We start from the raw sequence: 24,619 nt of genomic DNA, 5'->3' as shown, positions 1-24,619 counted from the left end.
AAATTTTATAAAGAAAGAACGTGAAGAGAATTGATTAATTTAACAGGCAATGGACTGACGCTCGAGAATATGCGGGCCATTATATATCAGAACGAACAAGTTTGTCTCGATGAACATGCGATTGAAAAGGTCGTCAACAGTAGAAAAGCAGTAGAGAAAATAGTAAAAGATCAGCGCACCGTTTATGGTATTAATACAGGTTTCGGGAAATTTAGTGATGTTAGTATTGAAGAAGCAGACACTCGTGCATTACAACTGTATCTTATTCGCTCACATGCCTGTGGTGTTGGTGAGCCATTTGATGAAATAGTATCACGTGCAATGATTGTATTACGACTGAATGCCTTGTTGAAAGGTTTTTCTGGTATTCGCTTAGAAGTTCTCGAGCGGCTTGCATATATGGTAAATAATCGAATCCACCCAGTCATACCCGAGCAAGGATCTTTAGGGGCTTCAGGTGATTTAGCACCCCTCGCCCATTTAGCTTTAGTTCTTATCGGCGAGGGCTTCGTCTGGCAAGAGGAAAAACATATTCCATCCCGTGAAATATGGAAAAAACATCACTTACAACCAATTATTCTGGAAGCAAAAGAAGGTCTTGCCCTTATTAATGGAACACAAGCGATGACAGCCCAAGGAGTTATTAACTGGTTAGAATCGGCAACACTTGCCTATCAAAGCGAATGGATTGCCGCCATGACAATGGAGGCGCTGCATGGGATTACTGACGCTTTCCATCCTGCAGTTCATGAAGCTCGAGGTTACCCACAGCAGGTAGAGGTAGCACTCCGTGTACTCAAATGGCTTGAAGGAAGCAAACTTGTAACTAAGCAAGGTGAAAAACGCGTACAGGATGCTTATTCTTTACGCTGTATCCCTCAAATACATGGTGCTAGTTGGCAAGTATTAGACTATGTGAAAGAAAAACTAGAAATTGAAATGAACGCTGCAACCGATAATCCCTTAATAGTAGAAAATGGAGAACTCGTTATTTCAGGTGGAAACTTCCACGGACAACCGATCGCCTTTGCTATGGATTTCTTAAAAATCGGCATCGCAGAGCTTGCCAACGTTTCTGAGAGAAGAATCGAAAGACTGGTGAATCCTCAATTAAATGAAGGACTTCCGCCTTTTTTAAGTCCGCAACCTGGCCTTCAATCTGGTGCTATGATTTTACAGTATGCCGCAGCTAGCTTAGTGTCGGAAAATAAAACACTTGCCCACCCCGCCTCCGTTGACTCCATTCCTTCTTCTGCAAACCAAGAAGATCACGTCAGCATGGGGACAATTGGCGCAAGACACGCCTCTCTAATTATTCAAAATGCACGCAGGGTGCTTGCGATCGAAGTTTTTTGTGCCATGCAAGGAGTGGAATATCGAGGGATAGACCTTATGTCCCCTACCCTTTTGGAAAAATGGCACAGTATGCGTGCATTTATTCCTTCTATCACGGAAGACCGCATCTTTAGCGTGGATGTGGAAAAATTGAATATTTATTTGAAGGAAGAAACTGTAAACAAGAAAGGGAAGCAGGTTTTATCATAAATACGGAATTGCTTCATATAAAATGGCCGATTCAACAATAAATGCTGAATCGGCTATGTTCTGTTCGGCTATTATTCTTCGACCATAAATGGCACTATCTTTCCCTCATTCACTTGGATTAATCCTTGATCTGTAATCTTCAATGCTGGGCTAACTGGAAGCGATAGCGTGCTTAACGACATGATAACGTTGTAATGATCGTAACCTAAAGATTTAAGATTTTTTGTAAAGTGTTCCACTTCATCTGCAATTACTTCAAGCGGTGCTTCGGATAAGATACCTCCTACAGGAAGCGGTACCGATGAAAGAACTTCGCCATCTAGGACACAACACATCCCACCTTGACCTCTGATAACTTCATTAGCAGCAATGAGCATATCCGTCTTATTTCGACCGACAACGAGAAGATTGTGGTTATCATGCGAATAAGTCGTAGCGACTGCACCTTTTTTTAATACATCCCCTGTAATGAGACCATGTGAGCGATTGCCGTTCTTTCCATACCGCTCGAAAGTAGCAATCATAGCATGAGAACTTTCTTCCCAAAGAAGCAATTCACTTCGAACGTCTAGCTCCTCGTGAAGCTCTTCCGTAAACGTCGATCCATTCTGAACCTTCATCACTCTGAATTTATGTAGACCATCTTCCACTCTTACCTCCACATCAAAGTCGGACGCTTCTAACTGCTTTAGCTTTACACTTTCATAGAAAGAAGAAGGAAATTGGCGACCTTTCACTTGCTGTTCATATTTCTGAGCAGCATCAAAAACAAGCTTACCGTTTTTATAAACACAATCAATTGTTAAGCTCTCTACATCAGACACAAGGAGGAAGTCTGCAATTTTTCCTGGCGCAATGGAGCCACGATCATTTAATTTCATCCTTTTTGCAGGTGTGTATGTACATGCGTAAATTGCTTTCTCAGGAGGCATCCCCATGCTAATAGCCTTTTTAAGGATATTATTCAACTGACCTCTAGTCCGGAAATCATCGGTCATAATATCATCGGTAATAAAGCAGAAATGCTCATCTACTTGCATTTTTATCAAGTAGTCAACCACCTCACGAGTCATCGATTTTTCTTGAATTTCAACGAACATGCCAGCCGCAATTCTCTGCTCCATCCCTTCAACAGTTTGGTGCGTATGATCAGAATTTACACCAGCAAATATAATTCTCTGCAATTCAAGGTCAAGTAATTTCGGTACATGGCCTTCGATAATAAGATCTGGATATTGCTTGCGAATGTGAGTAAGTATAAGGTTTGTTTTACTTTCAGGCTTCGAAATGACATCATAAAAGTTCATGATTTCACCGAGACATGCAATGTTCTCCGTCTGCAGTAGCTCATCCATATCTTCTATTTCAATAGAACCACCTGTTGTTTCCATAGAAGTTGCAGGAACAGAGCTCGGAATTGCATATAACATATCTGCAACACAATCTTTACTAGCCTTAATCATTTCCTGAACACCTAGTAAACCAAATACATTTGCCATCTCGTGAGGTTCTGGAACAATTGTCGTTACACCATTCTTAATCAGTCCATGAGAAAAAGTAGAAGGTGTCACCATCGTACTCTCAATATGCAAATGAATGTCAATGAGTCCAGGAATCATATATTTCCCTTTCCCTTCAACTATTTGTGCAGCTTCGAATGTCTCAAGCGCTCGCTCGCCAATATATAAAAACTTCTTATCTATAATAGCTACATTGCCTTTAATAAACTTTTTAAATGCGCTGTTATACACGTGTACATCTGTAATAAGTAAATCAATTTTCACGCAAACATCTCCTCACTTAGTCGACTAACACCATTTCTTCTTTAGGGAATTCCAGTATCACTTCCTGGCCCATACTTAATGGCTGAGCCATTTCCTGATTGACAACAAAGTTACCGATAGCTGTTTCAACAACATATTGATAACTTCTACCAAGGAAAGTCGTCACGTTAACTTGACCAAAAAGACCATTTGGAGGTAATGAATCTGTAGGATTTTTCGCACGAATTTTCAAGTTATCTGGTCGTATTGCGCCCGTTTTCCCGGATGTGTTTTTCATTTTCCCATCCTTTTGGATAACAAAGGTATAGTCGCCCTTTTTAAGCTCTATTTGACCTTCTCGTTCTGCTACTATGTCAAAATCGATGAAGTTTTTGAAACCTATAAAATCGGCAACGAATTTTGTTGATGGATACTTGTAAATTGTAGCTGGATCACTTAGTTGTTCGATAACACCTTTATTCATGATGGCAACCTGATCGGAAATAGAAAAACATTCTTCCTGGTCATGTGATACATACACAGTAGTAATTCCTAGTTCTTGTTGAATACGACGGATTTCCACTCGCATACTTTCTCTTAAATTTGCATCCAAGTTACTTAGCGGCTCGTCAAATAATAGTAGATCTGGTTCAATTACAAGTGCACGCGCAATTGCTACACGCTGCTTTTGACCACCTGATAGCTCTTTAGGGTACCTTTTCTCAAAACCTTGAAGATTTACGATATCAAGTACATTCATAACGCGCTTTTCAATTTCCACTTTCCCTACTTTTCTCAATTTAAGCCCGAAAGCAACATTATCGAATATCGTTAAATGCGGAAACAAAGCATAGTTTTGAAATACGAAGCCGAAATTTCGTTTGTTTACCGGCACTTTTGTATAATCTTTCTCTTGGAATAAAAACTTCCCTTCATCTGAGTGCAAAAAACCAGCAATTAAGCGAAGTGTCGTTGTTTTCCCACAGCCACTTGGCCCAAGAAGAGAAACTAGCTTTCCTTTTTCAATTTCCAAATTAAAATCTTTTAATACATGCTGTTTATTATAAGAAACTGCTATATTTTCTAAAGTGAATAAAGACATCACTCATCGCCCTCCTTTATCGTTTTGTGAAGTAAGACAGACCCATCAACCGTTCAACCGCAAACATGAAAATTGCTGTAATAATCATGAGTAAAACGGAAATTGCTGCAATCGTCGGATCAAAATAATTTTCAACATATGTAAGCATTTGGATCGGTAGCGTACTTACCCCAGGTCCTGTCATAAAGACGGAAATATCAACATTATTAAAAGACTCTAGAAATGCGATCATGACAGCCGCTATAATTCCTGATTTAATATTTGGGAGAACGACCTTAAAAAATGCCCCTATCTTACTTAATCCAAGGCTTTGGGCCGCTTCCTCGATCGAGAAGTCAAAGTTCGATAAACTCGATGATATAACTCGAACAACAAATGGAATCATAATAATTGTATGACCAATGAATAGACTTGTGTAAATTGAAAACTCGTAAGCAACTACAACATAACGTAATAAGGCAAAACCGAGAACAATTCCTGGAATTAAAATCGGCGAAACGAATATTAAATTCAACACATTTTTCCCTCTAAAATCGTATCTACTTAGCGCATAGGCTGCTGGTATTCCAAGTACAAGTGCAAGTAAATTACCCGCAAGTGATACGAAAATAGAAGTCTTAAATGTTATAAAGAACATTTTTACTTTAAAGATATTTTCGTACCATCTAAATGAAAATTCTTCTGGTGGAAACTTTAATATATTGCCGCCTTCAAATGATGTGATTGATATGATAAGCAAGGGCCCCAATAAAAACAAAAATACTAGGAATGTAAACAGGGCCAATCCTCTACTTTTCTCCTGCATACACTTCTACCCCCTCGGATTTAATTTTTTTGCTAGTACATTCATGAGTGAAATAACTAAAACTGTCACTACAATCATGATGACTGCGACAATAGACGCCACTTGCCAGTCATTCAACGTGATAGCGTTTTGGTATAGAAAAGTCGAAATTACACGCTGCTTGCCTCCTAGAAGAGCTGGAGTTGTATAAGCAGTAAAGCTTCCGACGAATACAAGAATACTTCCGATGACAAGTCCCGGTACGCAAAGAGGCACGACCACTTTTGCAAATACACCTATTTTAGAAGCACCTAGGCTTTCCGCAGCTGTTAACAAATCAGGTTCGATATTTTCCATTACCCCAACAAGTGTAATAATGATGAGCGGAAGGAATAAATGGACAAGCCCTATAATAATGGCCGTCGGTGTGTACAAGATAGAAAGTGGCTCTTCTATTAAACCGATCCCAGTTAACACATTATTCAGCACGCCATTTTTACCAATAATAATCATCCAGCTAAAAGAACGCACAACCGGACTTGTTAATAGTGGGAAAATCGTTAATAAAAGAAGAAACGCTTTTTTTCGGGGGCCCATCTTAGAGACAAAATAAGCTACCGGAAAACCAAGAAAAATACTGATAATAGTTGTAATAACACTAACACGGAGCGTTGTAAACAAGATTCCCATGAAATAAGGATCCTTGAAAAATTGCAAATAGCCTTCTACCGTAAATCCGTCTTCTCTAAAAAAAGTTGTCCCCATTGTCATAAATATGGGAACGAGCATAAATAGCGTTAAAAATAGAACACCTGGTAAAAGGAGTAAATATATATACCTTTTTGACATAATAAACCCCCTGGTCGTTGATTTTACGAATTAATGATACGAATAAACAAATCAAAGAATGCTTGTTCATCCACATCGACGCACACGCTTAAATTGGCAGGCTGTTGTAGCCTATTCTGAAAATCACAAACTAACTGTCCATCGCAGAGCTCACTTTTCGTTTCAACATCAACAAAATAACTTTCTGTCATAACTAAGTTTTTTTGTATCGCCACTCCTACTGCTAACGGATCATGCATCGCACAGCCAGATATGTTATTACGCGCGAAGTATCTTTTGCGATAATCAGCCGTACTTTCTTTTATATATGAAGCAAGCACTGTATTTTCAAGTTCATCAATATGTTCATCCTTCAAAAGCACTTTCCTCGTTACATCCAGTCCGACTTGCGTAATAGATTCAAAACCAGCTTTTAATACGATCCGTGCTGCTTCCGGGTCAACGTATGTGTTATATTCAGCTGTAGGTGTAACATTTCCGGGTCCTTGGATTACGCCACCCATGAAAATAACCTCTTTCACATGCTTCACCATTTCTGGACATTTCTTAATAGCAAGCGCCAAGTTCGTTAATGGGCCCGTCATAATCAGGGTTACTTCTCCGGGAAATCCTAAAACTGAATGGATGATAAAATCGGGTGCAAACCCTTCATCTGGTATTTTTTTAGGTTCAACATTCCTCAATGCCCCACCTAATCCGTCTTCTCCATGTACCGCATGCTCAAAAAAAGTATCTCTAACAAGTGGAGTGTTCATCCCTTTAATTACTGGAATGTGTTCTTCATCTAGCAAATCTAAAATTTTACATGTATTACGTGTAGCCGTTTCAAGTGACACATTCCCATTTACCGTTGTGATGCCAAGCACATCAAATTGTCGACTTTTTACAGCAAGGATGATGCCAATTGCATCATCCACTCCAGTATCTACATCAAGGATTATTTTTTGTTTCATAATCGAACACCCCTTTTCTTACTGAACAAGCTCTCTATTCCAGCGATCAATCCAAGTTTTTGATTTCTCATTTACAAATTTCATATCAAGTGTGATCAAGCTATTAACCAGCTCTTCTCCATATGTCATATTTGTAGCTTCCTCGTCTGTCAATACAACTTCTGTATTTACTGGAGAATCGATTTTCGCTTTCGCAGATTTTTCCTGTATTTCTTTGCTCAGCATAAAGTTGATGAAGCTTTGTGCTAGTTCTTTTTGATCACTATCTTTCACAACATTCACCGTGTTCATAACCGCATATCCACCTTCAGCCGGTGTAACAAATTTTGCATTCGGTACTGCTTCTTGTAAACTTCCGAAGTACATTCCCATAATAGGTCCTGCTACAATTTCACCTTGAGAGAACATATTTACGAATTCAGAAGTTTGTCCGTATTCTTTTACAACGTTTGGCATAACTTTCTTCATTTCGGAAAATGCTTGATCTTCATTAAATTCTTCATTTCCACTAACCTTCGAAGCAGCGTCCAAGAACATAGGTCCTGTCGTAGACGTTATGCTAGGAATTGTAATACTATTTTTTAACTCACTATTCCAAAGATCTTTCCATGAAGTAATCGGTTGTTTAACTTCATCTGCATTATAAGCAATCCCGAATTGTGCAATTGTATAAGCTGGTCCAAAGCCTTCACCAAGTGGCGCTTTAGCCACATCATAAATTTTATCTAAGTTCTTAATTTTGCTACTATCAATTTTTTCAAATAGATCCTCTGTAACACCTTGCTGTGCATAATAATCAGATAAGAAAATGACATCCACATTCGAGTTTCCTTGACGAACTTTATTCAAACGATCTGCATTGTTCCCTGTGTCGAGAACGATTTTGACATTATGCTCTTTTTCAAATGGTGCATACACGTTTTCACGGAAGAAATCCTCCGAAAACCCCCAAGTTGATACAATAAGTTCCGCTTCCTTTTTCTCTTTAGAACCTTCCTTTGAAGAACAAGCTGCAAGAACTAACGATAAAGCAGACATTACTAAAATACTTTTCAATACCTTTTTCATTTGTAAAACCTCCATTTTTATGTGTAGTATGTGCTACAAAATAAAAAAAGACAATCTTAAATAGAACATCAAAGTCTACCTAAGATCATCTTTTCTTTGTAAACAAAGAGAAATGTATCCCTATAGTTATATTTCTTGGCATTCTCTCAGATAAATCCGAGTATGAAAACCAAAATTTAATCCTTTATTACAATATTGGTAAATGCCAGTTGCGTCGGAGAATCATAGTCTCTGAGTACAGCTTCAATTTGCCAATCCATTTCTTCCTCTAACTTCTGTTTCAATTTCTTTTTAAACAAAAGCGACATATGAAAATCGACCTCCTGCTTCAAGCTAGGAACTTCCCCTTCTAAAGCAGCTGACCTAGGGGCACGTCGATGCTTGGCTTGAAACGTGATCACATTATTCTCTATCGTCACCTTCAACAGCGAAGTACCAAACCCAAAAAGTTCCTTCGATACATCATTGTAAAGATGCGAAAGCTTTTTCTTCGTTTCATTGACGTCTAATGAATTGATTAGGATCACCACCAATCTCATTTATAAATCAAAATTATACATACTATTTATCAATTCCACAAGATATTATTCGGATTTTAACAAAAAAAACATTTCATTCCCATATAAATACCGCTAATATAATCGATAACCGAACTATCATATAATCAATCAATTTTTAACTGTAAATTTTATACTGTTTCGCAAAAGGTATATTGGACATGTTTATATTTCGGTTAATAAGGGGTACATAACAAATAGATCAACAGAACAAAAAGCTATAATGGGAGGAATTTAAGATGACAACGAATTCAATCACGGAACGCAAATGGGGGAAAATCGGCGCAGCAACTTTTCTTTCGATAGCATTACTAGCAGCTTGCGGTGACGATCCGGATGATAACGATATAAATGAACCAGGAGAAGATGTAGATTTAAATGTGGATGTTGATAACGACGATGAAGGACCAGAAGATACAACCGTAGATAAAGAAAATGTAGAAGATGCTGATGAGGAGGTAACGGATAAAAATCGTGAATAACATGTAAGGATGTATAATTTCTTGTGGATAAGTTATTCGCAATTACATTTACTTTCATTAGTATAAGATATACTTATGAAAAAAGATAATGTACGTCAAGAGCGATACATTTTATGCACGATAAAATTCATTTAGAATCTAATATTTAGTCTATTTCTATAAAAATGTTTCGACAAAATTCGAGTTATCAATTTTTGTGGATAAAGTTATTCACAAAATCCCGACTGCTATACAAACCATTTGGGATACTTATTAACAATTGCTAACAGGTTATCCACTCTTATCTGTGGATAAGAGAACAGTTGTTCTTAAACTAGATTTTTGTTAGATTTGAATTATAGAAATATACGATTCATTTTTATTTTTCTCAAAACTTTTAGTAGAATTTTTCAATCAGGAGGTGTCAATAGGATGAGTAAAATGTCAGATGAATTGTTATTAGAGTCTTATGAAAGAGCTAAAGAGCTAAAACTCTCAACTGATTTTATAATTCTCTTGGAAAATGAAATTTGTCGTCGCTCATTGATTGTTTATGCCTAATCTCTCTAAGTAGTTTAGCCAATCTTTTGAGAAAAATAACCTATTAAATCTTTTCTACAAGACACCTCCAATTCAGTTGAATGAAAGAGTGTCTTTTTTTTATTTTGTTTTTCCTTTAAACATTTATAACAACAGGTTTCCTCCTCGAATGTAATTCGACATTATTCTTCTTTTGTGTATTTGTGGATAAAGTTATACACAATACAAAATCAATGATAATTTAAAATATCATCTACACTAATTAAGTTAATAACAGTTTATCCACAAACATGTGGGTAACTTAACACTTTAATTGATCACATTTAAAGTACTACTTTCTTTTCATTGGTGCGTAAATAGTATAGTCTAAAATAGTACACTTACATAGTTAATAATGGGGGCATTTAAAATGAAAAAATTAGTAGTATTTTTGTTAACCGCAACGCTCGTATTTTCATCGGTCGGTAACTTAGTATTTAACGACAATCCAATCACAGCTGAAGCGAAAAAATATAAATCGGGCAAGAAAAGTTTCAATACAAATAACAACACAACGAACAACAATTCAAATATCGAGAAGAAAAAAGAAGATTCTACAACCGCAACAAGTAAATCCACTACTAACACAAATAAGAAAGGCGGATTTACATCTGGCGGCCTCATGAAAGGTCTGTTTGTAGGTGGACTGGCTGGTTTAATATTCGGAAGTATGTTCGCTAATATGGGTATACTCGGATCTATTTTAGGCTTCGCAATTAATGCTGCAGCGATTATTCTAATCGTAGTAATTATTCGTAAAATTTTTCACATGTTCAAAGAAAAGAAAAAAGAGGATGCTAACTCATGGAGAAGTTAATCATCCCAGAACAAAATATCATTAATGCCGTTTGTGTATATATCGCTCGCCAAAAACATGTGATACCAGAAGAAGTGGAAGTAGAGCTTATGTACGATGACGATACTGGATTTACTGCAGAGGCATTTGTAAACGGACAACAGCAATTTCTAAGTACATTAAATTTAATAGAGGCACTGCGCATGTCCATCCAAGAATTTTTGAATCTGGACCCTAACTCAACAGGAATCGAATTAATTCTAGATGATGAAGAAGGCATAATTGCAGCTGTCCATTAACATTGAAAACCGGTGGCAATTTCGCCACCGGTCTAATTTGTTATTGTTGGTTATTTGGTTGTCCACTCATTTGCGCTTGGGCTTGGGCTACTAAACGCTTAGTAATTTCTCCGCCAACGGAACCGTTAGCACGCGCTGTAGAATCTCCACCAAGGTTTACACCAAATTCTTGTGCAATTTCATATTTCATTTGGTCAAGAGCTTGTTGTACTCCTGGTACTAGAAGTTGATTTGAATTACGATTAGCCATGTTGTTCACCTCCTTGTGAAATTAGATTGTGCAATAATGACTCGTTTATACAAAAAAGAAAAGATGAATTTTGCAATTTTTTTTTGAAGATGGAGCCAAGTAAAATAAACTATCTGGCTCCATCTTTTCTATTACTTCTCGAAAATTTGATGAATTATTTCGTATGATTTACTGTTATTTAAGTTTTTATGGATGCAGCTTTCCGGCAACTCCCTTATACTGTCCGTAAATGCTTTTGCCATCTCTGCCTCCCCTGCTACATGAAGCTCTCGCCAACCTCGCTTTTTCTTTAACTGTTCAATGGTTGTATTCATTCCTTTGAAGAAGGTTGTAGCATTTACTTTGTATCCTGGTTCTAATATGGCTGTTCTGCTATCTGCAATAGCACGTCTTCCCTTGGCATCTGTTTTTTTCTTTTCTCTCCACTCTTCAGAAACTGGGTCAAATTTGAACGTTAAATCGTCTCTAACAAACCCCATCGCCGTATCCAAAATACGAACTTCTCCAAAGCTTGGCATGATTATTCCCGCTTCTGGATATGCTTTATACATATACTCTAATTGTTCAGTCATCGCATGGTTTTCCCAATAGAAATTTGTTTTCACCGGTACTTGCGCATAATAAACAGACCATAAATCTTCATTGGCAGTAGCGAAGATAACGATTCCTTTACGCAAATCGTGTGCATTTTCTTCAATTTCGTTCATTATTTTTTTCTTTATTTGTTCAAATGCTTTTATTTCTTGCGCATCATCCGACGCCTCTAAATATTCACCAATACGTTTTAAACCGCTTTTCAAGTGAATCTTCCAAGCACCTTTAAGCGTATCCGGGTCTGCAGGATTTGTATTTAGATAAACACTTAACACACAACGATCTGTACAGCTATACGCTTTTAATGCTTCAAGTTCTTTATTTATCGTCATTTATCCTAAAACCTCCTTTTTTAATACACACTTAGCATTTCCCTCAAACGATTAGAAAATCCGTAATTGAAGTGTTATGTTTTAGGTTCAATTTCATTTATTTAGAAATAAAAAAACTACCCTTATATAGGATAGTTTGTGCAATATATAGATAATGTGTCTTAGTGAGTTGTATGAAGTGTCCGCAGGGATTTTCGCAGCAGGGTGGACGCTTTCCGTAGGGTGAGCGGATGCCGACAAGGATAGTTGGGCGGGCTTTTATCCATATTATTCCTATAATTACCAAATCATCGTTGTCTCAATCCAAGTAAACTTATTATTGCGAGAAATTAGTTGCTTTCATTGGCAATTTAGTTGCTCTCGTACTGATTTTAATTGCTTTGATATTAAAATTAGTTGCTTTCAACAGCTATTTGATTGCCCTTAGCCATTCTTTGGAATTTTGCTCGAAGGCGTGAGACCCTGCAAGAGCGTTAGCGACGTAGTGGCTCGTCACTTTTCCGGCGGAAATATAGCGGCCTCCTTATTGAGGTCACTACGACACACTTTCCCTATACTGTACTTTAAAATAAGTCATTTCTTTAGTCATTTTATTTTAAGTCCGATCAATAACCATTTTCCCTTGGTAATAAACTCTTTTTATTTTCTCCGGTTCCGTTATTTCTAACCCTGGAATTCCTTCTGCGACTAAAAAGTTTGCATCTAAGCCCTTTTCTAAGCGACCGAATTGATTTTCCTTGCCTAATATCGTCGCTGGGTTATTAGTAAGTAAAGCCAAAATTGCATTTTCATCATAATTATTTTCTTTTAAAAGCTGCATGGACGGATATGCTATTAACATTAATTGGTCTGGTCCTTTTAATGATTGGTCTTTAAACGGAAGCCATGATACTTCTGGATACGGTGGCAAATAAGCATCTGTTGAAATCGAAACAGAAATGTTTTGATTCACAAATCGCAGTATTTCCATGGGTGAATTTGGAGTTAAATGTGTTCCTCCCATTGGTGTAGCAACTATTTGTATACCCAGTATCGAAGCTCTTTCTATTAGTTCATCTGTTATACCATGTGCATGATGCAAGACATCCACACCTGCTGCCAGTGCCATTTTTATTCCTTCTTTACCCGCGACATGAACGCCAATTTTCTTTCCTAGTTGATGGTAAATATCTACGATTTCTTTCATTTCTTCTATTGAGTAAATAATTTCTCCAGCTTTTGGGACCTCATTAATAGTGAAATTTGCAGGGGTCGCATTGATGAATATATTTTCACCTGGGTAGTCACTTTCTTTTGCAATTTGCTTAACTAAGAACGGATCAATTAAATCCTTTTTATGGACAGCCACCGACTGAGTTATTGAACTAAAATGCGCAATGTTTTCGAAGCCAATGGATATACTAGTCGTTGCAAATGATACATTTAGTGGTATTCCATGTATTGCTTTTCGGTAATCCTCTACCCGAAAATCGCAAAGTGGATGACCGCAAATTTGTTCTCCAAGTGCTGTAATTCCAGATGATAAAGCATGAAAAAGAATCGCTTTTCCGGCTATAAAATGTGTTTGTGGAGTAACTGGATAAAGAGATGTGGGGGCAAATTCAAGTAGATGCGTATGGCAATCAACTAAAGAAGGTGTTATTACATAATTTGTATAGTCGATTACTTGAATAGAGGAATATTGTTTCCGCAGAATTTCCCATGTTCCTATTTCTACTATTTTTTCATTTTCGATTAGCATTGCACCATCTTTAATCGTTCCAGCATTGCTTACTGTTACAATCTTTTTAGCACGAACCATATAAATATCCATTATTTATCCTACTAAAAATGGCGTTAAGAAATACGCAAGTAAACATGCAGTTACAATTCTAATAATCAGCCCCACAATCGATGCCACTAACGCCTCTCTTTCATTTAAATCAGAAACTCCTGCCCAAGTTGCAGGAATTTGTCCTAAAATAACCGATAACGGTAAACCTGAATTTGCTAAAACGAAAGAACCAACTACTAATCGTGGATCGATTGAAGCAGATAGTTCAGCAAGTTGTGCGACAGCAAGCGTAGGAGCAGCAAGAATCGATACGATGCCCGTCGCTGGCTCAATACTTAAAAATGTTAAAACACTCGATAAGCTTGATTCAATTACATCCCAGGCTCCAAAGAATCGAAGCGCTCCAATTGCGAAAAATACAGCCGCAACCGCAGGAATAATGATTAGAAATAGAAGCTCAGCACCTTCTTTTGCAGAAGAAAAGAAAGTTTCAAGAAATTTTGTTTTCGGTGTAAAACGAGGCAAATTTTCTAAATCGACCTTTTTTGTATCACGGTAAATAGTAATGGATAATAGCCATGGAACGACCACGATTGGCAGAAAAATAGAGAGGATGATTAAAGGAAAGGCATTAATATTAAATGCAGCAAGCGCAATGAGGCCTAGCACTAATGTTGCAAAAGATTGGGGTGATTGAATCATCGTTGCAACTGCGATTTTTTGTTCCGCTTTCGTAGCTTTCGCCTTCACAAGTACAGGACCTGCAATTTTTCCAGCAGCGTTAATATCCCCAAGAATATTGTAAACGCTTGGCACAATGACAGAAGGGTTAATTTTTAACCATTTCATAATTGGAACAAAAATTCGAATTAAACCGTCTGTGAATCCCAAACGTTCTATCATACGACCAAAAATTACACTAATAATGATGGCAATTCCAATTTCACTTGTTAAAAACACATCGACTACGATAGGCTTTACTTCGGTAATAATCGCATTAAAAAAATCAGAGAGTGAACTAGGATTAAATAATAGGATTGATAACGAAGCAATTATTAACAATATACCAACAACCTCAATTGGATACCATTTCGAACGTGCGCCTTTCAACTTAAAGCCTGTTCCTTGATTTTTCTCCAACCGAACAACCCCCTTACCCTTTTTATACTTTATGTCCGATTAGAAATATGTGTGTTTGTCTCGGTTAAAAATCCTCTTAGCAATAAAATAATAATTCTTTCTCAACTAACTTTATGTCCGGCCGATAAAGAATTAGAAGATAATTCTTAGTACATTTATCTTATAAATCAACAAAATATATTATAATTTCATCACAAATATGTTTTAGTGATGAATACGAGGAGATTTCGCATGAAAAAAAGTAGAACAAAAGGTATAAATTTGAAATTTAAACTTTATATCTCTTTCTTACTTATACTAATTATTCCGGCAGTGTTAATTGGCATACTATCCTTTGTAACCGCTAAAGACTCTGTTGAGAAAGAATTACTAGCTGGTGTAGAAGAAAATTTAAATCTATTAAACAGTTCTGTGGATAACTTAATACAAACTAAAGTACATGACGTGGAAGTATTTTCAACAAGTGTAAATTGGAAGCAAGAAGAAAACTCTGGAGTGAATAATCAATTTTCACAGTATAAAGCACAGCATCCTGAAGTCGAACTTGTTTATGTGGGGACTGAAACTGGTTTATTTATACAAAGCCCTGATGTAGCGATGCCTTCTGACTATGATCCGAGACAAAGAGACTGGTATAAAGATGCTATGAATAAAAAAGGGGAAGCAACTATTTCGCAACCTTATATTTCCGCTAGTACAAACCAAATAGTAGTGACAGTATCTCAAACTTTAGCGGATGGTTCTGGTGTTGTTGCTGTTGATCTCGATTTGACATACATACAAAAACTAGCAGATCAATTACAAATAGGAAGTTCTGGATATGTAGTCATCTTAGATAGTACCAATAAGTTTATCTACCACCCTACTGAAGAGATAGGAAGTACAGTAGATAGTGAGTATGCAGAATTATATGCAAAAGAATCAGGTAGCATCAAATATGGACTAGGCGATGATTTGAAAGTAATGAGCCTTACAACTAACGATTTAACCGGTTGGAAAATAGCTGGTAACTTTTATTATTCGGACGTTAATACTGCTGCTGCTCCAATTCTCAAGATGACAGTCATCGTTATTATTATCTCTATTATCATAGGTTTAGTAGCTGTAGTCTTCATCGTTCGTTCCGTTATTCGTCCGATTAATTATTTAAAAGAAAAAGCAATTACCATTAGTCGTGGAGACTTAACAGAACAGATTACTCTAAAATCTAATGACGAGATAGGAGCTTTAGGAAAAGCATTCCATGAGATGCAAGCTAGTCTTATAAACTTGATTCGAAGTGTGAATGAAAACGCAGAGTTAGTAGCCGCTTCCTCTGAAGAGCTATCTGCAAGCGCTGATCAGACGAGTGCCGCAACTGAGATGGTCGCCTCTTCTATTCAAGAAGTAGCAAGAAGTGCCGAAACACAAACAGTTGGTGTAGATACAAGTGCTCAATCATTAGCTGAAATTTCTATTGGTGTTACTCGAATTGCGGATTACTCTTCCAAAGTTTCTGAGCTATCTCACCAAGCAACAACGCAAGCTGAAATAGGCGGACAAGCAGTGACAAAAACGGTCATGCAAATGGAGTCTATACATACTTCTGTAAATGAATCCAACGAGAAAATAAATTCGCTATCAGAACGCTCAAAAGAAGTTCGATCCATATTAGAAGTAATAACAGGAATTGCGGAACAAACGAACCTTTTAGCATTGAACGCAGCAATTGAAGCAGCAAGAGCTGGCGAACATGGAAAAGGATTTGCAGTAGTAGCAGATGAAGTTAGAAAACTGGCAGAACAATCACAGCAATCTGTAAAAGAGATTCAAGAGATTGTAGCACGTATTCAAACAGACACGGACAGTTCCGTACAGATTATGGCATTAGTTAAAAACGATGTACAAACAGGCGTGCAATTATCGAACGATACTATCGAGAAGTTTAAGGCAATTATTCAAAGTATGAAAGAAATCACACCTCAAATGGAGGAAGTTTCTGCAACGGCAGAACAAGTAGCCGCAGCTGTTCAAGAAACGACTGCAACAACAAATGAAGTAGCGATGATTGCACAAAGTAATGCGGCAACTTCTGAAGAGGTAGCTGCTTCGGCAGAAGAACAATTAGCTTCAATGGAAGAAATCACTGCATCTGCTCAATCTCTTTCTCATATGGCGGAAGAATTAAAAGAGCTAATTTCTCGATTTAAATATTAAAATACTCAAAGGACGATTATCCGGAATCTAATGCCGTGGTAATCGTTCTTTTTACTTTTCAAATTAAGCAAAGAAACTCCCAAACAATTATTAAATTATTACGTAAAATATAGAAACGGTCTTTTTAAGAGGTGATAATTTTTCATTGCAAAACAAGTAGATAGTCAACAACTCATGACTGAAGTCACGAGCTTGTCTTCATACCGAGAGGATGAAGAAACGATTCATGTACCTTTCCTCATTCATAGTCCAAAATTATTTTCAGAACGTAGTACTGCGAATATGTTAACAAGCTATGTGGATATTCATCCTACATTACTTGGACTTGCTAATATTAATGTGGATAAAATAGCAAACGAACTGCGTCAAGATCATATCGAAGTACATCCACTTGTAGGACGTGATCTTACACCTTTTATACTAAAAAAAGAGAACTTTCAACTACAACTAGTGCATGAACCTGTTTATTTTATGTCGGATGATGATGTCACAAGAAGCTTAAGCCAAGTTAGCTTCTCAGGTCAGCCAAAACTGTAAAAACAAATAAAAAAGGCATACCGCCATACATTCAAGTACGGCGGTATGTCTTTTTATTAATGGGATTGCACACTGTTTTCTTCCATCCAATATGCTTCCCTAATATTAATCTGTCGGCGAATTTTTCTCATAATATCCATGGAAACTTCGCCTGTTTCATATAGGCTTTGAATCTCATCTCGCTCAGCTTGAAAGGCTTTATCTCTCAACTCTCGTTGTTCTCGAATATATCGACTTGAGTCTGCACCTTTTCGTGCTAACTTAAATTTCATGATCATATCATTGTACTCTCCAATGATTAATACATTAATGCCCTCATTTTCAGGAGTCATCGATTCTCTCAAATATGTGATTGCTTCTTGCGCCATTTCCATTTTAATCCTTGCCACTTTTTTCTTTTTCTCAAAACGAGCTTTCAAGGAGCTATGCTTTCTCGACTTGAACAAGCTTGCTATATTCAAAATTCCTCGCTTTACAATTGTCCAAATGAATAACCCTCGATATTGTAAATGGTTCGTTACAGCAACGCGCATCCGATGAATATGCTCTTCTAATAAATACAGCGACTCTCGGTCAATTTGTTCATTTGTTTGTAGCTTTTCAATATAATGTATTTCTACTTCTAATGCTTTCAAGCGAGTTTCGGTTTCCATTTCCTTCTTTCGAGCACTTTCTTCTTCCGTTACGTTAACGAAGTGATTTCGAATTTGATTATAATGAGCAATAATCGAAACGGCCGCTTCTCGATTTTTATCTGTAGTCAGCTCACGCATCGTTCGAATCGCTGCATCCATCGAACTAAGTATCGCCTTTCTTTCCATTTCTTCTTTTAACTCTTCCGTACTTCCTTTTTCCGTTTTCGCAATAATTGGAAGGAAAATACTAGCTAAAACAAGTGTTACTAAAATGACACCCGCTGCGATAAAAATAATTAAAGAACGCTCAGGGAACACATCTCCATTTGCTAAAAAGAAAGGGATTGTAAACGCACCTGCAAGTGTCACTGCACCTCGCACCCCTGAGATCGTCGTAATGCTTATATATCGCATCGATGGCTTGGGGAGTCTTTCCATTTTCAGTAGCCATCCTCCCCACCATCCTGCAAAAATCCACAGGAAACGTAATGCCAAAAGCGAGGCGGTAATGATCAGTATATAAGTAATCACTTCAAAGTTATTAAACAACGGACTTTCTATAATCTCTTGGGAAACACTTGGAATTTGTAAACCTAACAGCACAAATACAAGCCCATTCAAAATATAAATAAGTATTGTCCATGTACTCTTCGAAACAACTTGCAATTGAACATTCGGTGACTGCTCCCGATCTCGATAAATGGCATGAACAATACCGGCAGCAACAACAGATAAAATCCCAGAAAGGTGAAAATGTTCAATTATATAAAAAATGATAAAGGGAGTTAATAACTGGATAAGCATATGTAGTGTTACATCTTCCATACCTAATCGACGGATTAATAATTTCAGTCGTATGATGAAATAAGCAAGTAATGCTCCTCCCAAAAATCCTCCAAGTGCAATCAATATAAAACTCCAACTAGCTTCTGCAAGTGAAAATACACCTGTAACAGTTGCCGCTACAGCAAATTTAAAAGCAACTAATCCGGAGGCATCATTCATCAGCCCCTCGCCTTCAAGTATATGCATAATTGTCTTTGGCATCTTCACCCTACTCGAAATTGCTCCTACCGCTACAACATCTGTAGGAGATAAAATTGCGGCAAGTGCAAACGCTGCAGATATTGGAATGGAAGGGATAAGCCAATGGATTAAATATCCAATGACAACGACCGTTAAAAACACGAGTCCAAGCGCCAATAATAAAATTGGCTTCTTTAATTTCCAAAGTTCGTGTCTTGAAACGTTTTTTCCATCATAAAATAATAATGGCGCAATGAATAGGATGAAAAATAGTTCTGGCTCCATGGGCATATGTATGCCTAGCGGTAATGCTGCAAGTAAGACGCCAAGTGCGATTTGAATAAGTGGGACAGGTATGTATGGCAAAAAATGATTGATAAAATTAGAAAGCCCAATGATGGCTAGCAAAAGTAAGATAATCATTAAAAATTCCATCACGTATCTCCTTTCTATATGTACTATGTAATAAGTGTAAAACTGTTTTTAACGAAATACAAATGCTAACCGTTTCGGTACTTATAAAAGAAGTAATTCATCCAAGTACTTTAACCTTGTGTTAACTTTGAATTTCTTATTCAAATTCCAATAAAAGGGGTAATTATTACGGGTGCCTGGCACCTGTAATAATTACCCCTTTAACTTCCTATACTTTTATCATGCTTATTCGACTATCGACAAAAATTGTCTTGTCCTTGCTTCCTTTGGCTTATGAAAAATTTCTTCTGATGTACCTTGCTCTACAATTACGCCATTGTCCATAAAAATGACTCTGTCCGCAACCTCTTTAGCAAAATTCATCTCATGCGTAACTATAATCATTGTCATTCCTTCTTTAGCTAAATCTTTGATAACCTGTAAAACTTCTTTGACAAGTTCAGGATCTAGAGCCGAGGTTGGCTCATCATAAAGCATCACCACCGGATTTAACGCAAGTGACCTAGCTATCGCTACTCGTTGTTGTTGACCGCCTGACAATTGAGCCGGATAATGATCACAACGATCCCCAAGACCAACTTTTATAAGAAGATTTTCTGCAATCTTTCGAGCCTCATCCAACTGAGTCCCGTGAATAATAATAGGTCCTTCCATTACATTCTCCAAAGCTGTTTTATGCGGAAATAGATTGAATGATTGAAAGACAAAACCTGTTATCTTCCTTAACTCTCTAATTACTTTTTTTCGTTTACTATCTATTTTCTTTTCAGCATCTACTTGAAACTCACCAATTTTAATGATTCCGCCTGATGGCTCCTCTAAAAAATTTAAACACCGTAGTAAAGTTGACTTCCCAGAGCCACTTGGTCCCATTATGACGACTACTTCACTTTTAGCAATAGTGAGGTCGATTCCTTTTAATACTTCATTTGAGCCAAAGTTCTTTTTTAAATTATTGACTTGAATAATCCCCATGGCCGACTCCTTTCATTCTTATTTCAAATAGAGTACTTATCGAACCAAGTATTTGGAAGTTCTCACTTCTAATTTATCTAATATAGTTGTAAAGAAAGTTATCAATACCCAATATATAGCGGCGGCTATTAAATAGATCGTCAGTGGTTCAAATGTTTTGGCAATTATCAAACTAGACATTTGTAATAGCTCCGTTACGGTGATTACAGAAACTAATGAGGTATCTTTAATAAGCACAATAAATGAATTGGACAATGTAGGAATAGCAATTCGAAGACTTTGAGGCAAAATGATTCGCCTTAAAGCTTGTGAATAGGTCATTCCCATTGATAAAGATGCTTCCATTTGTCCATTATCTACAGCAAGTATGGATGCTCGAAAAGATTCAGAAAGATACGCCCCTGCATTTAAACTTAAAGCAAGTATTCCTGAAGAGATAGGATCTAAAGAAATGCCTATTTGAGGTAAACCATAGTAAATGACGAAAATTTGTACTAATAACGGGGTTCCACGAATAATGGAAACATATATGGTAGCAATTCTATTTAAAACTCTCACTTTTACTATTCTTATTATTGCAGTGAAAAAACCAATTACAAGCGCGATTACAATGGAGATTCCTGCTAAAGAAATAGTCATTAAAGTTGCTTTAAGTAGGGATGGCAATGAATCAATAATGATAGTGAAGTCCATACATCCTCCTCCTCTTTAGACTAATTACATAATTAATTGTCTATTCATACTAAAGCTTCTTCTTTATAGTTAATATTTACTCCTAATCTATTTAACTCCTCTACAAATGGTTGGAATCTCTCCCTAATAATAATGCTTTCTATGGGAACGACACCTGTCTCAGTAATTTTGTTGGTTGCGATCCACTTAGCTGTTATCGCAGCCGGAATCGCAGTTGTTTTAGCCATAGAAGTGATTCGACGCTCATGATCGTATAAATCAACCATTTCCCAAATATGTTTGGTTGATTTCCCTTCTTTCATTCCACTTACTTCCACCCGAAGCACCGTGATGTCTTCATTAGAAGCACCAATCATTTTAGGTGCAAGAATTTTTTCTGCAAATGCTCGTGGAGTTGTTGTGATTTCCCCTACCTTAGTAGGTTGATCGTCGAGAAATCCTAGTTCCCCTAATACATTCATTTTCTCCCAGTGTCCTGGATATCGTACTGTTTTTTCATATAAGTTTTTCACTTTATCTTTTAAAATGTACGCAGTGCTATGTGCATCTGTAATTACAGCCTCGCAGTTACCTACTGGCTCCGGAAAAGTGATTTTTTCTAATCCCGATAAAGGAGGCAACTCTACTAGTTCTCCATTTTCCACTGCTACTGCTGGCTTTGTATAAAGTCCTAACACACTCTCGAGTCGGAAAACGACCTGATACCAAAGGGGAGGAACAGGATGTCTAGGAATCCCTCCGCAAATCATTACCGCTTCCTCTGCTTCCTCTAACATTTCAATCCCTTGCGCCGCTAAGAAGTTGGTTATTCCCGGTGCAACCCCACATCCAGGTATTATCAATACCCCTGCTTCTTGTGCTTCTTTATACAAGGCTATTTTTTCACTGAACTTTGATCCAACAAGATCTACTAAATGGCATTTTGATTCGATTGCGGCTTTTATGGCGACGAGACTTAAGGAATGTGGGAGACAAGCAACCGCTACATCCGCCCCTTTGAGTACTTTGGCAATATCTTCTTCCGTCTCTAATGACGCTACTTGTCCAACCACTTTAGGGTTATTTGCGATTTCCAAACATTTATCAATACTTTGTTGTCTTACATCAACAGCAGTAATCACATCAATTTCATTAAATTTAGCAACTTCACTAACTACAGTCGTTCCAATCATGCCTGTTCCTAATACAACGATATGCAAATTATATTTCCTCCCTTTATCCTTTTTAGATTATTTCCGCGTATCATTAGTTTTCTATTGGATCAGTACCAAACCATTTTTTATAAATTTCGTTATACGTCCCATCTGCTTTCATGTCGCTTAACGCTGTATTTACCTTCTTAACAAAATCTTCGTTGCCTTTATTAATAGCCATTCCAATTTCGTCTTTATTGACAATATCGCTTGCAATTTTTATCGGGAGATTATTTTCTTTAATGTTGTAACTTATTAATAGCTGATCATTAATAATGACATCTAATCGTTCATTCTTAAGATCTTCAAGGTAATCACTTACTGATTTATATAGTTTAACTTCTGCACCATCTACACTATTTGCAACCTCTTCAAAAGTTGTTCCCCCGCCTACGCCAACTTTTTTTCCTTTTATATCTTCAAGCTTAGAAATATCATTCGTTTCCTCGCGCGTTACTAAAACAGACCCTGTTACAACATAAGGGTCAGTAAAATCAACACTCTTTTTCCGTTCTTCCGTTACAGTCATCTGACCAATAATGATATCGAATTTATTAGCCTTTAAACCTCCTATTAAACCATCCCATTTTGTCGCGATAAAATTAGCTTCCACACCTAATCTCTTAGCAATTTCATTGGAGATATCTACGTCAAAACCCTGAAATTCATTACTATCATTCATAAAGTTAAAAGGTGGATATGTGCCTTCAAAGGCAACATTTAAGACTTTAGTTTTTTCAATACGTTTCCACACTTCCCCACCCCCGGAACTACAACCTGCCACCATACTAATGACAAAAAAAGTTATAACAAATAAAACAAAGTACTTCTTCAACGCTCTTCCCCCTTTATTTTTCCCTATAAATAGGCGTGCGAAGGAATCTATTAAACACTTGTCCTATATTTGAATAAGACAAGTTAACCCCTTTCATAAAGTGTATTCTGAAAGATTCATTTTTATTATCAAATATATTTATAAACTCTTATAGAAATGTTACGGGTGTATTACGGGTGCCTGGCACCCGTAATACACCCGTAACAATTTTTAATACGAGGCAAAAAAAGACCCGCTCCTCAAATGCACACTTTCCGTGTATATTTGAACAGCAGGTCTTTTATAAGTTTATTTCGACAAATAATCTAACAATCCCATTGAACTGACTTCTATATCTAACTGTAAGATGTTATACACCTCATGGTCATCTGAAATACCTTGCCCTCTTAGATGTTCCCTCACTAAACTTTCTAAACGCTCTGCAAGAACTTCGTAGCCTTTTTGTTCTGCGTAGACTCTTTTCGCTTCATTTACGTAAATTTCCAACCAATTAGAAACTTGGTGATATACCTCATTCGGTTCTTTTGCCATCCCGTAATGACCAAAGTAAATCGCATCAAGCTGCATTTCTTTAAAACGGTCAATCGCTCTTTGCATCGCCTCTGGATTGAACTGATTTGGAGAAGTCGATGGTAGAAATAACTGTACTCCATCTGGTATTAATTGTTCATAACGTACCCCAACTGTATCCCCTGTGAACATGCCGTTACTAATTGGATCATAAATGCTGAAATGATGGTTGGCATGGCCAGGTGTATCTAAAAACTCCAATTGGCAATTTGGACCAATTGTTAGTTTATCCCCTTCCCCTTTCACAAGAAGACGATCCTCATCAATAGGAAGGATTGGTTCAAATAGCGCCGAAAATTTATCACCATATACCGCCTTTGCACCAGCTATAAGTCTAGACGGATCTGCTAAATGCCTTGCCCCTTTTGGATGTACTACTACTTTTGCGTTCGGACATTCCTGGATTAGTAATCCCGCACCTCCAGCATGATCTAAATGGATATGTGTAACGATTATATATTTAACTTCATCTAAAGAAATTCCTAAAGCTTTTAACCCTTCTTTTACATGCTTGATAGAAGGACTTGCGCTCGTTTCTACAATGGTTATTTCCTCTTCTTGAATGACATATATACCCGTTCGTTCCTTGATCCCTAAATCATGCCCATCGATTAGATGCATTCTTTCGTTTAACTGGATTGGTTTTGTCTCTTGCACTACATATTCCCCCTAAGTCAT

General features: G+C 37.1%; 24 protein-coding genes. 7 read left to right on the top strand and 17 right to left on the bottom strand.

The genetic code is table 11. The features are described 5' to 3' along the window. Positions 1-30 precede the first annotated feature (30 nt). On the top strand, positions 31-1,545 hold the full coding sequence (gene hutH, locus ACIQ38_RS00380) for a histidine ammonia-lyase (protein WP_402816707.1): 1,515 nt from the start codon (positions 31-33) through the stop codon (positions 1,543-1,545). 71 nt (positions 1,546-1,616) lie between these two features. Here the strand turns inward: hutH and ACIQ38_RS00375 are convergent, their stop codons facing one another. From ACIQ38_RS00375 to ACIQ38_RS00345, 7 genes are all read right to left on the bottom strand, one after another. Beyond that, positions 1,617-3,329 (bottom strand): adenine deaminase C-terminal domain-containing protein, encoded by a 1,713-nt coding sequence (locus ACIQ38_RS00375; RefSeq protein WP_402816705.1) that lies wholly within the window; start codon positions 3,327-3,329, stop codon positions 1,617-1,619. A gap of 16 nt (positions 3,330-3,345) precedes the next feature. Further along, positions 3,346-4,410 (bottom strand): ABC transporter ATP-binding protein, encoded by a 1,065-nt coding sequence (locus ACIQ38_RS00370; protein WP_402819511.1) that lies wholly within the window; start codon positions 4,408-4,410, stop codon positions 3,346-3,348. Positions 4,411-4,426: 16 nt separating this feature from the next. Next, the gene (locus ACIQ38_RS00365; RefSeq protein ID WP_402816703.1) at positions 4,427-5,215 is read right to left on the bottom strand and encodes an ABC transporter permease; all 789 of its coding nucleotides are present in this window, start codon (positions 5,213-5,215) and stop codon (positions 4,427-4,429) included. Between the two features lie 6 nt (positions 5,216-5,221). Next, positions 5,222-6,043: an ABC transporter permease gene (locus tag ACIQ38_RS00360; protein WP_402816701.1), complete on the bottom strand. Its 822-nt coding sequence runs from the start codon at positions 6,041-6,043 to the stop codon at positions 5,222-5,224. Positions 6,044-6,066: 23 nt separating this feature from the next. Next, on the bottom strand, positions 6,067-6,996 hold the full coding sequence (locus tag ACIQ38_RS00355; RefSeq protein WP_402816699.1) for a nucleoside hydrolase: 930 nt from the start codon (positions 6,994-6,996) through the stop codon (positions 6,067-6,069). An 18-nt stretch (positions 6,997-7,014) separates the two neighbouring features. Beyond that, the gene (locus ACIQ38_RS00350; RefSeq protein WP_402816697.1) at positions 7,015-8,064 is read right to left on the bottom strand and encodes an ABC transporter substrate-binding protein; all 1,050 of its coding nucleotides are present in this window, start codon (positions 8,062-8,064) and stop codon (positions 7,015-7,017) included. Between the two features lie 176 nt (positions 8,065-8,240). Then, entirely contained in the window at positions 8,241-8,582 is a 342-nt protein-coding gene (locus ACIQ38_RS00345) for a DUF2294 domain-containing protein (RefSeq protein WP_402819508.1), read from the bottom strand. Positions 8,583-8,860: 278 nt separating this feature from the next. On the opposite strand from ACIQ38_RS00345, the gene ACIQ38_RS00340 reads away from it, so the two are divergent. The 4 genes from ACIQ38_RS00340 to ACIQ38_RS00325 all read left to right on the top strand — a co-directional run bounded on the left by ACIQ38_RS00340 (position 8,861) and on the right by ACIQ38_RS00325 (position 10,756). Further along, positions 8,861-9,103 (top strand): hypothetical protein, encoded by a 243-nt coding sequence (locus tag ACIQ38_RS00340; protein WP_402816695.1) that lies wholly within the window; start codon positions 8,861-8,863, stop codon positions 9,101-9,103. Between the two features lie 411 nt (positions 9,104-9,514). Continuing rightward, positions 9,515-9,643: a sporulation histidine kinase inhibitor Sda gene (locus ACIQ38_RS00335; protein ID WP_402816693.1), complete on the top strand. Its 129-nt coding sequence runs from the start codon at positions 9,515-9,517 to the stop codon at positions 9,641-9,643. A gap of 388 nt (positions 9,644-10,031) precedes the next feature. Then, positions 10,032-10,478 (top strand): hypothetical protein, encoded by a 447-nt coding sequence (locus ACIQ38_RS00330; RefSeq protein WP_402816691.1) that lies wholly within the window; start codon positions 10,032-10,034, stop codon positions 10,476-10,478. Continuing rightward, positions 10,466-10,756 (top strand): YxcD family protein, encoded by a 291-nt coding sequence (locus tag ACIQ38_RS00325; protein ID WP_402816689.1) that lies wholly within the window; start codon positions 10,466-10,468, stop codon positions 10,754-10,756. Before ACIQ38_RS00330 ends, ACIQ38_RS00325 begins: the two co-directional genes overlap by 13 nt. 40 nt (positions 10,757-10,796) lie before the next feature. On the opposite strand, the gene ACIQ38_RS00320 is transcribed toward ACIQ38_RS00325, so the two are convergent. The 4 genes from ACIQ38_RS00320 to ACIQ38_RS00305 all read right to left on the bottom strand — a co-directional run bounded on the left by ACIQ38_RS00320 (position 10,797) and on the right by ACIQ38_RS00305 (position 14,846). Further along, a complete protein-coding gene (locus ACIQ38_RS00320; protein ID WP_402816687.1) occupies positions 10,797-11,006 on the bottom strand; it encodes an alpha/beta-type small acid-soluble spore protein in 210 nt (69 codons plus the stop codon). Between the two features lie 131 nt (positions 11,007-11,137). Then, positions 11,138-11,932 carry a VLRF1 family aeRF1-type release factor gene (locus ACIQ38_RS00315; protein WP_402816685.1) on the bottom strand — a complete coding sequence of 265 codons (795 nt, stop codon included), beginning with the start codon at positions 11,930-11,932 and terminating at the stop codon, positions 11,138-11,140. Between the two features lie 595 nt (positions 11,933-12,527). Next, positions 12,528-13,745, bottom strand: coding sequence for an amidohydrolase family protein (locus ACIQ38_RS00310; RefSeq protein ID WP_402816683.1), 1,218 nt, complete (start codon positions 13,743-13,745; stop codon positions 12,528-12,530). A 3-nt stretch (positions 13,746-13,748) separates the two neighbouring features. Next, the gene (locus ACIQ38_RS00305; protein ID WP_402816681.1) at positions 13,749-14,846 is read right to left on the bottom strand and encodes a hypothetical protein; all 1,098 of its coding nucleotides are present in this window, start codon (positions 14,844-14,846) and stop codon (positions 13,749-13,751) included. Positions 14,847-15,077: 231 nt separating this feature from the next. On the opposite strand from ACIQ38_RS00305, the gene ACIQ38_RS00300 reads away from it, so the two are divergent. After that, positions 15,078-17,042, top strand: a complete 1,965-nt coding sequence (locus tag ACIQ38_RS00300) for a methyl-accepting chemotaxis protein (protein ID WP_402816679.1) — start codon at positions 15,078-15,080, stop codon at positions 17,040-17,042. Between the two features lie 174 nt (positions 17,043-17,216). After that, positions 17,217-17,579: an alkaline phosphatase family protein gene (locus ACIQ38_RS00295; protein WP_402816677.1), complete on the top strand. Its 363-nt coding sequence runs from the start codon at positions 17,217-17,219 to the stop codon at positions 17,577-17,579. Between the two features lie 56 nt (positions 17,580-17,635). Here the strand turns inward: ACIQ38_RS00295 and ACIQ38_RS00290 are convergent, their stop codons facing one another. The 6 genes from ACIQ38_RS00290 to ACIQ38_RS00265 all read right to left on the bottom strand — a co-directional run bounded on the left by ACIQ38_RS00290 (position 17,636) and on the right by ACIQ38_RS00265 (position 24,598). Next, a complete protein-coding gene (locus tag ACIQ38_RS00290) occupies positions 17,636-19,675 on the bottom strand; it encodes a Na+/H+ antiporter (protein WP_402816675.1) in 2,040 nt (679 codons plus the stop codon). Between the two features lie 225 nt (positions 19,676-19,900). Beyond that, complete coding sequence (locus ACIQ38_RS00285; RefSeq protein ID WP_402816673.1) at positions 19,901-20,650, bottom strand: amino acid ABC transporter ATP-binding protein; 750 nt, start codon at positions 20,648-20,650, stop codon at positions 19,901-19,903. Positions 20,651-20,686: 36 nt separating this feature from the next. Beyond that, entirely contained in the window at positions 20,687-21,343 is a 657-nt protein-coding gene (locus tag ACIQ38_RS00280; protein ID WP_402816671.1) for an amino acid ABC transporter permease, read from the bottom strand. 44 nt (positions 21,344-21,387) lie between these two features. After that, entirely contained in the window at positions 21,388-22,542 is a 1,155-nt protein-coding gene (locus tag ACIQ38_RS00275; protein ID WP_402816669.1) for a saccharopine dehydrogenase family protein, read from the bottom strand. A 46-nt stretch (positions 22,543-22,588) separates the two neighbouring features. Next, positions 22,589-23,371 (bottom strand): transporter substrate-binding domain-containing protein, encoded by a 783-nt coding sequence (locus tag ACIQ38_RS00270; protein ID WP_402816667.1) that lies wholly within the window; start codon positions 23,369-23,371, stop codon positions 22,589-22,591. 288 nt (positions 23,372-23,659) lie between these two features. Further along, positions 23,660-24,598, bottom strand: a complete 939-nt coding sequence (locus tag ACIQ38_RS00265; RefSeq protein ID WP_402816665.1) for an MBL fold metallo-hydrolase — start codon at positions 24,596-24,598, stop codon at positions 23,660-23,662. Between the last annotated feature and the right edge of the window lie 21 nt (positions 24,599-24,619).

Source organism: Psychrobacillus sp. NPDC096389, assembly GCF_044762855.1.
GTDB lineage: Bacteria > Bacillota > Bacilli > Bacillales_A > Planococcaceae > Psychrobacillus.
The sequence above is the reverse complement of the archived record's forward strand: the minus strand, read 5'-3'. Positions and strand labels throughout refer to the sequence as shown.